This is a genomic window from Vibrio genomosp. F10 str. 9ZD137 (assembly GCF_049974785.1).
Taxonomy (GTDB): domain Bacteria; phylum Pseudomonadota; class Gammaproteobacteria; order Enterobacterales; family Vibrionaceae; genus Vibrio.
Map to the genome: position 1 here is coordinate 1 of NZ_JBNGCJ010000372.1, position 5,963 is coordinate 5,963.

The window sequence follows — 5,963 nt, forward strand, 5'->3', positions numbered from 1 at the left end:
GACAAAAGCCGATAACGCCGTCGCCATTGCGAGCCCAACATACCCATAAAACCATGCGAAAATGGCGTTGAAGAACATATTGGTTACCATCGCTATGATGCCATATTTCACAGGCGTCTTAGTATCTTGACGAGAGTAGTACCCGGGTGCCAGCACCTTAATTAACATAAAGTTGAGCAAACCAGATGCGTAAGCAAACAAAGATAATGACGCTTGATGGACGTCATGAGGGGTAAATTCACCACGCATAAATAACACCATTAGCATAGGTTTAGCTAATACCATTAAACCTAACATGGCGGGCACACCGAGCAAGGTGACCATGCGGACTCCCCAATCCATCGTATGGGCAAAACCCTCACTTTGCGCATCTACGTGTTTTCTTGATAACGCAGGTAAAATAACCGTCGCAATGGCTATACCAAATAGCCCAAGTGGAAACTCCAGTAAACGGTCGGAATAATAGAGCCAACTGATTGAGCCCGTTGCTAGAAAACTGGCAATAAAAGTATCAAACAGCAAATTAATCTGACTGACCGATACACCAAATAAGGCCGGGATCATTAGGGTACGAATTTTAACGACCCCGGGATCTCTCCAGCCCCATTTAGGTTTAACCAGTACGCCCGCTTTGATTAGAAAAGGCAGTTGAAAAAGAAATTGGACCAATCCACCTAAAAAGACGCCGATAGCCAATCCAATTTCCGGTTGATTCAGCATAGGGGAAATAAAATAAGCCGACCCGATGATCATTACATTGAGAAAGACCGGTGTAAACGAAGAGACCGCAAACTTGCCTAAGGTATTGAGGATGGCGCCTGAAAGTGCAACAAAGGTGATAAACCACAAATATGGGAACGTGATTTTCAGCATAAAGCTCGCTAATTCAAACTTTTCTGCAGAAGGCCCTCCATTTAACCAATCCAAAAACCAACCCGCGCCAAAAAGCGCAGTAATGACTCCCGAACCCAAAACCCCCATTATGGTGACAACAGACACGATAACGCCCAGGGTACCCGAGGCTTTTGCTATCAGCTGTCGAGTTTCATCCATATCACCTTTAGCGTGATACTCCGTCAATACCGGTACAAATGCTTGAGAAAAAGCACCTTCTGCAAATAATCGACGCAAAAAATTGGGGATTTTGTTTGCAAAGAAAAAAACATCAGCGCTGGCTCCTGCGCCCATCAAATTAGCGACAACAACATCACGAACTAACCCTAATACTCGTGAAATCAACGTCATTGCGCTGACAATCATGCCTGATTTTAGAAGACGTTTACTCAAATTAACCTCAATCACCACGGCTAATGCGTCACTATATTCAAGAACAAACATAGAATGCCTGTGTAAGAGAAGATAAGTATTAGCAATGGTATAAAAATACTGTTAGAATCCCCGCCATCTTAACCGCGATAACCTTTTCATACCAAACTTGTTTGGCTTAGATGGGTTTTTGCACAAATCATTTGACAATTAAGCGCAAATAGAGGATATTCCTCGCCCTTAAATTGTCACCGAACTATGTTTTTGGGAGTTAGACCTTGGCAAACAGTAAATCTGCTAAGAAGCGCGCTATCCAAGCTGAGAAACGTCGTCAGCATAACGCTAGCCGTCGCTCTATGATGCGCACTTACATGAAAAAAACGATTGCAGCTATTGAAGCTGGCAATAAAGAAGCTGCAACTGCTGCTCTAGTAGAAGTTACACCACTTCTAGACCGTATGGCGACTAAAGGCCTTATTCATAAGAATAAAGCTGCTCGTCATAAGGCTCGTTTCACAGCTGCAATCAAAGCTCTTTAATTAGAACTCTGATTACTGTGAGAAAAAAACCGGCTTCTGCCGGTTTTTTTATGTCTAAATTATCTCAATTTCAACTTAACTGGTTTCTGGTTCACAATACAAACTATAAAGCAGCTTGATCATCGCCTTCACTTCATCGCTACTCAATGAGTAAAAAACCGTTTGTGCCTCTTTACGTGTGTTGACTAAACCATCACGGCGCAACCAAGCTAGATGTTGAGAGAGCGCAGATTGACTTAACTCCAACTGAGAACCTAACTCCCCTACCGATAGTTCATTGGTATGCAATAGGCACAAAATCTGTAGACGCTTTGCATTAGCCATGGCCTTGAGCAAAACAACCGCTTTCGCCGAATTTCGGTCCATATCTTCTAAGTTCATTAGGATTTCTCACTCTATAAACAGCTGTGATAGTCAATTCATCACTGGGTATCGAATAGTATAACGATATGGCGCAATCAACAACTGACAAACTTATGTTTAAACGGCACACCATGATAATCTATTGTCATATAAAACATAAGGTTACTTAATCAACTCACCAAAGTCTTCATCACAAATACTTTTAACCGCTGGGTGTTGAATCATTCTTTCTGCAAAAATAATGTAATACTCTTCTTTTAGATCCTCAATAGAACCAATTTTTTTAAGGTGCGTTTTCTCATCCACTTCGTTCCGGTATGTGGTTGGAGCAAGCATGACCGCATCTTGATGCTGGCGAAAGAAGGCTTTCATTAACGCTAAATCATCAAACTCACCTAAAATATTGGGATTCACCCCCTGTCTGTCAAACCACTGTAAAACTTTACGTCCCATTGCGGTTCGACTACCTGGGATCAATAGCTTTATCTCTTCGAGATCCCTTGAAAGCACAATGTTCTGGTCGCCATGGCTATAAAAACTCATGCCTGATTCCCCAAGCTTTTTACTGTATAAGCCCGGACTTTTACCTGAATCGACCGGACAGTCAGAGAGAATCATGTCCAGTTTATGTTGGGAGAGTTGCTCAAGCAGTAATTCATGTGTTGATTCAAAACAACGCAGGTGGATGCTGTTATCATTCGGGACGGCACTCAACAAAATCCGACTGACGATATCTTTTGACAAGGCATCAGCTACCCCAACATCAAATAAGATATTAGATCGCTGACTGTAATTAACAATATCAAGCAACTCATAACTCAAACCAAACATTCGATCGGCATATTTAAAAACGAGTTGCCCTAACTCGGTTGGCTCTACACTACGACCATTTCTCTTAGTCAGCTTGCCATCCATCCGCTCTTCAAGGGCTTTAATTTGTCCGGTCACCGTTTGCGGGGTCAAAAAAAGCGCGTCTGCCGCTTTCGTCACTGATCCTTGTTTGCACACCATCCAAAAGTAATAAAGGTGGTTATAGTTTAAATGGTACATTGCATCACCTAGCATAGGAGTTATATCCCTCTATTCTAATCATAATCGCATCGCTGATGCATCTATATTTCGGAAAAACCATTAGTTAATGGGTTTTTTAAATGATATTACCGAAAGTGTATTTTGTTATATTGCAAATTTTATCGGTTTTTTCTGCCTATTAATAAAAAAGTCAAAAAAACACCATCCAGTCACAGAGTTTTAACATCAACAAAACCATCTTAAAATCAATACCTTAAAATCACCTTGGCGCCACAAAAAAAATCAAACCTCGGCTTCATCTCAAAAAGTCTCGCACGCCCCAAAATTGTCATATTAGTGAAATATTTGCCGTCTAGTATCACTCTCAGATTCAACTACAGACCAAAAACACTAAAACGGTCAACGGAGAAAACTATGATGAACCAAGCTACTTCTACAGCGATGCCAAAAGCGGGAACATCCCACTGGCTACGCTGGGCTAACTTGGCATTCATGCTATACCTACTTCTTTTAGCGGTATCAATGGTAGGAAGCGGATTCAAATTGTCGACAGGAGACCATGCAAAGGTATTATTTGAATTTGCATCTCACCCTATCGCTGGTTTAATGATTGGTCTTATCGCCACAGCGCTCATTCAATCATCCAGTACCGTTACTTCCATTATTGTCGGTTTAGTTGCGGGTGGATTACCTGTAGAAACCGCCATCCCTATGGTTATGGGAGCGAATATCGGTACCACAGTCACCAATACTATCGTTAGCTTAGGTCATGTTCGTTGTAAGGTTGAGTTTAAACGAGCCTTTGCAAGTGCCACTATTCATGATTTCTTTAACTTGCTTGCTGTTGCCATATTCCTGCCGTTAGAAATGATGTTCGGTATTCTCGACAAAATTTCACATTGGTTAGTGTCTCCTTTCCTAGCAACCGGTGATCTAAGCATTAAAAGTCTGAACTTTATTAGCCCTATCACTAAGCCAGTGGTCGGTGCAATCAAAGAGCCATTGTCTGCATTTGGTGATGTCACTGCTGGTGTTACATTAATTTTGCTCGGTATTGCGACGATTGTTGTTGCGATTACCGTGATGGGTAAATTAATGAAAAGCCTGATGGTTGGCCGTGCTCGTGAAATTCTAAAGAATGCGATTGGTCGTGGTCCACTGCATGGGATCGCGTCGGGTTCTATCGTGACCATCTTGGTTCAATCTTCATCAACAACCACAAGTCTAATGGTTCCTCTTGTGGGCTCTGGGGTACTTAAAGTTCGTGACATATACCCATTTACCCTAGGTTCAAACATTGGTACGTGTATTACTGCTCTATTAGCTGCTACGGCCGTGTCTGGTGAGTTCGCAGTGTTTGCTCTACAGATTGCATTGGTTCACCTAGTCTTCAATGTCCTCGCTACCGCGTTAATCTATGGTATTCCATTCTTACGAGAGCTTCCTGTTAAAGGTTCTGAGTATATCGCTGAGATGGCAGTAAAGAATAAATGGGTTGTAGCTGGTTACTTGGCAAGCATCTTTGTTGTCATGCCAGGTGCTGTTCTTGCTTTAACGGCTTAAGATAGAAGATAGTTCTACCTTTAAGAACTCGCCGCGGCATCTAGACAAGAAAATACAGTCCAACAAAAAGGCCCCTAAACTCATACCGTTTAGGGGCCTTTTAGTCTCTATCTTTCTAAAACCAATAAAGTAAGTCAACTACACCGAGAACGGGTATTTAATCGCTTCATGGCATTCATAGCCTTCTACCCAAAAATCCTCCAAGGTCACCCAAGTTTCTAAATCTTCTAATGAAGTGATTTTAGGATTAATGTGAAACGTCGCTGGTTTTAAAGGCTCACGCTTTAACTGAATATCACGCATGGGGGCCAATTGATCTTCATAGATGTGTGCGTTTACTATTTTATGATACGCCCGGCTTCTTACCCGTTATTTGAGCCATCAAAGCAAGAAACACATACACTTGAACCATATTAAAATTCAAGCCAAGCAAATTTAAACCCCCAAAAACTCGCACAGTTCGGACGTTTACAAATGATGGGTAACAAATAATTGACTGTGCAATTTCGCATATGCACAGTAAAGTGCAGCTTAAGTAGAGAGAACACCAAGCCCTCCTCTCACTGGCTTTCATTCTTAAACACTTAAGTGCTAAGGTAATCTCACCTCTATCTACTAACGTAAACAGGCCAACTTGGATAGCTCCCTATAGGTGAATACCAATGCAAACTTTATACTTTGATACCTTCAGCCTTTTCTATTCGGAACAATACATCGGTAGCGACAAAAACGTTTCACAGGCATACGAAAAGTGGCGATGCAGCTCACCCGCTAATTTATTGGAAGTTGTAACGCCAGATCTTGTCGGAATAAAAAACTTCGTAAAGCCGCAGTAGAATCGGGCTTTAAGCTATATCCTCTTGGCACTAGGTATACACGACAATTATTCATTGAGGGAGGATTGTTTGTAGAAGATGAGTTAGCTCCAGATATAGCTTTAAGCATCCGTATGGATGATAGTGACCCTATACGGAGGATGCTAGCTCATGCTCAAGCAACCAACTCTACTTGGTATACCTGTGGTGATTGTCACTCTGAGATATTAGATGTCTATTCTGGCCGTTATTTGACATCTACATTTGGTAAGGGAGTTACGACTGAGCTTATTTCAAAAATTACAGCTCTGGGAAACAACTCCTGCTCATAACTCATAATAGATCTCTTTGAACTTTATTAGTATCCGCCCCATGAACCCACGGG

The 5,963-nt window shown here is 41.8% G+C and carries 5 protein-coding genes and 1 pseudogene; 2 read left to right on the forward strand and 4 right to left on the reverse strand.

Annotated features, from left to right (window positions below):
• Positions 1-1,287, reverse strand: a 1,287-nt coding sequence (murJ, locus tag ACP45E_RS08270; RefSeq protein ID WP_141707257.1) for a murein biosynthesis integral membrane protein MurJ, incomplete at its 3' end; no start/stop codon positions are given.
• Between the two features lie 257 nt (positions 1,288-1,544).
• On the opposite strand from murJ, the gene rpsT reads away from it, so the two are divergent.
• Positions 1,545-1,805 (forward strand): 30S ribosomal protein S20, encoded by a 261-nt coding sequence (gene rpsT / locus ACP45E_RS08275; protein ID WP_017035465.1) that lies wholly within the window; start codon positions 1,545-1,547, stop codon positions 1,803-1,805.
• Between the two features lie 75 nt (positions 1,806-1,880).
• Here rpsT and ACP45E_RS08280 read toward each other — a convergent pair whose 3' ends face one another.
• Both ACP45E_RS08280 and nhaR read right to left on the reverse strand, forming a co-directional pair.
• The gene (locus ACP45E_RS08280) at positions 1,881-2,186 is read right to left on the reverse strand and encodes an ArsR/SmtB family transcription factor (RefSeq protein ID WP_017035466.1); all 306 of its coding nucleotides are present in this window, start codon (positions 2,184-2,186) and stop codon (positions 1,881-1,883) included.
• 144 nt (positions 2,187-2,330) lie between these two features.
• Positions 2,331-3,218, reverse strand: a complete 888-nt coding sequence (nhaR, locus tag ACP45E_RS08285; RefSeq protein WP_026026452.1) for a transcriptional activator NhaR — start codon at positions 3,216-3,218, stop codon at positions 2,331-2,333.
• 396 nt (positions 3,219-3,614) lie between these two features.
• On the opposite strand from nhaR, the gene ACP45E_RS08290 reads away from it, so the two are divergent.
• Positions 3,615-4,763, forward strand: a complete 1,149-nt coding sequence (locus ACP45E_RS08290) for a Na/Pi symporter (protein ID WP_017035468.1) — start codon at positions 3,615-3,617, stop codon at positions 4,761-4,763.
• 138 nt (positions 4,764-4,901) lie between these two features.
• On the opposite strand, the pseudogene ACP45E_RS08295 reads toward ACP45E_RS08290, so the two are convergent.
• Positions 4,902-5,193: pseudogene (locus ACP45E_RS08295) on the reverse strand (thymidylate synthase); the annotation flags it as partial.
• Between the last annotated feature and the right edge of the window lie 770 nt (positions 5,194-5,963).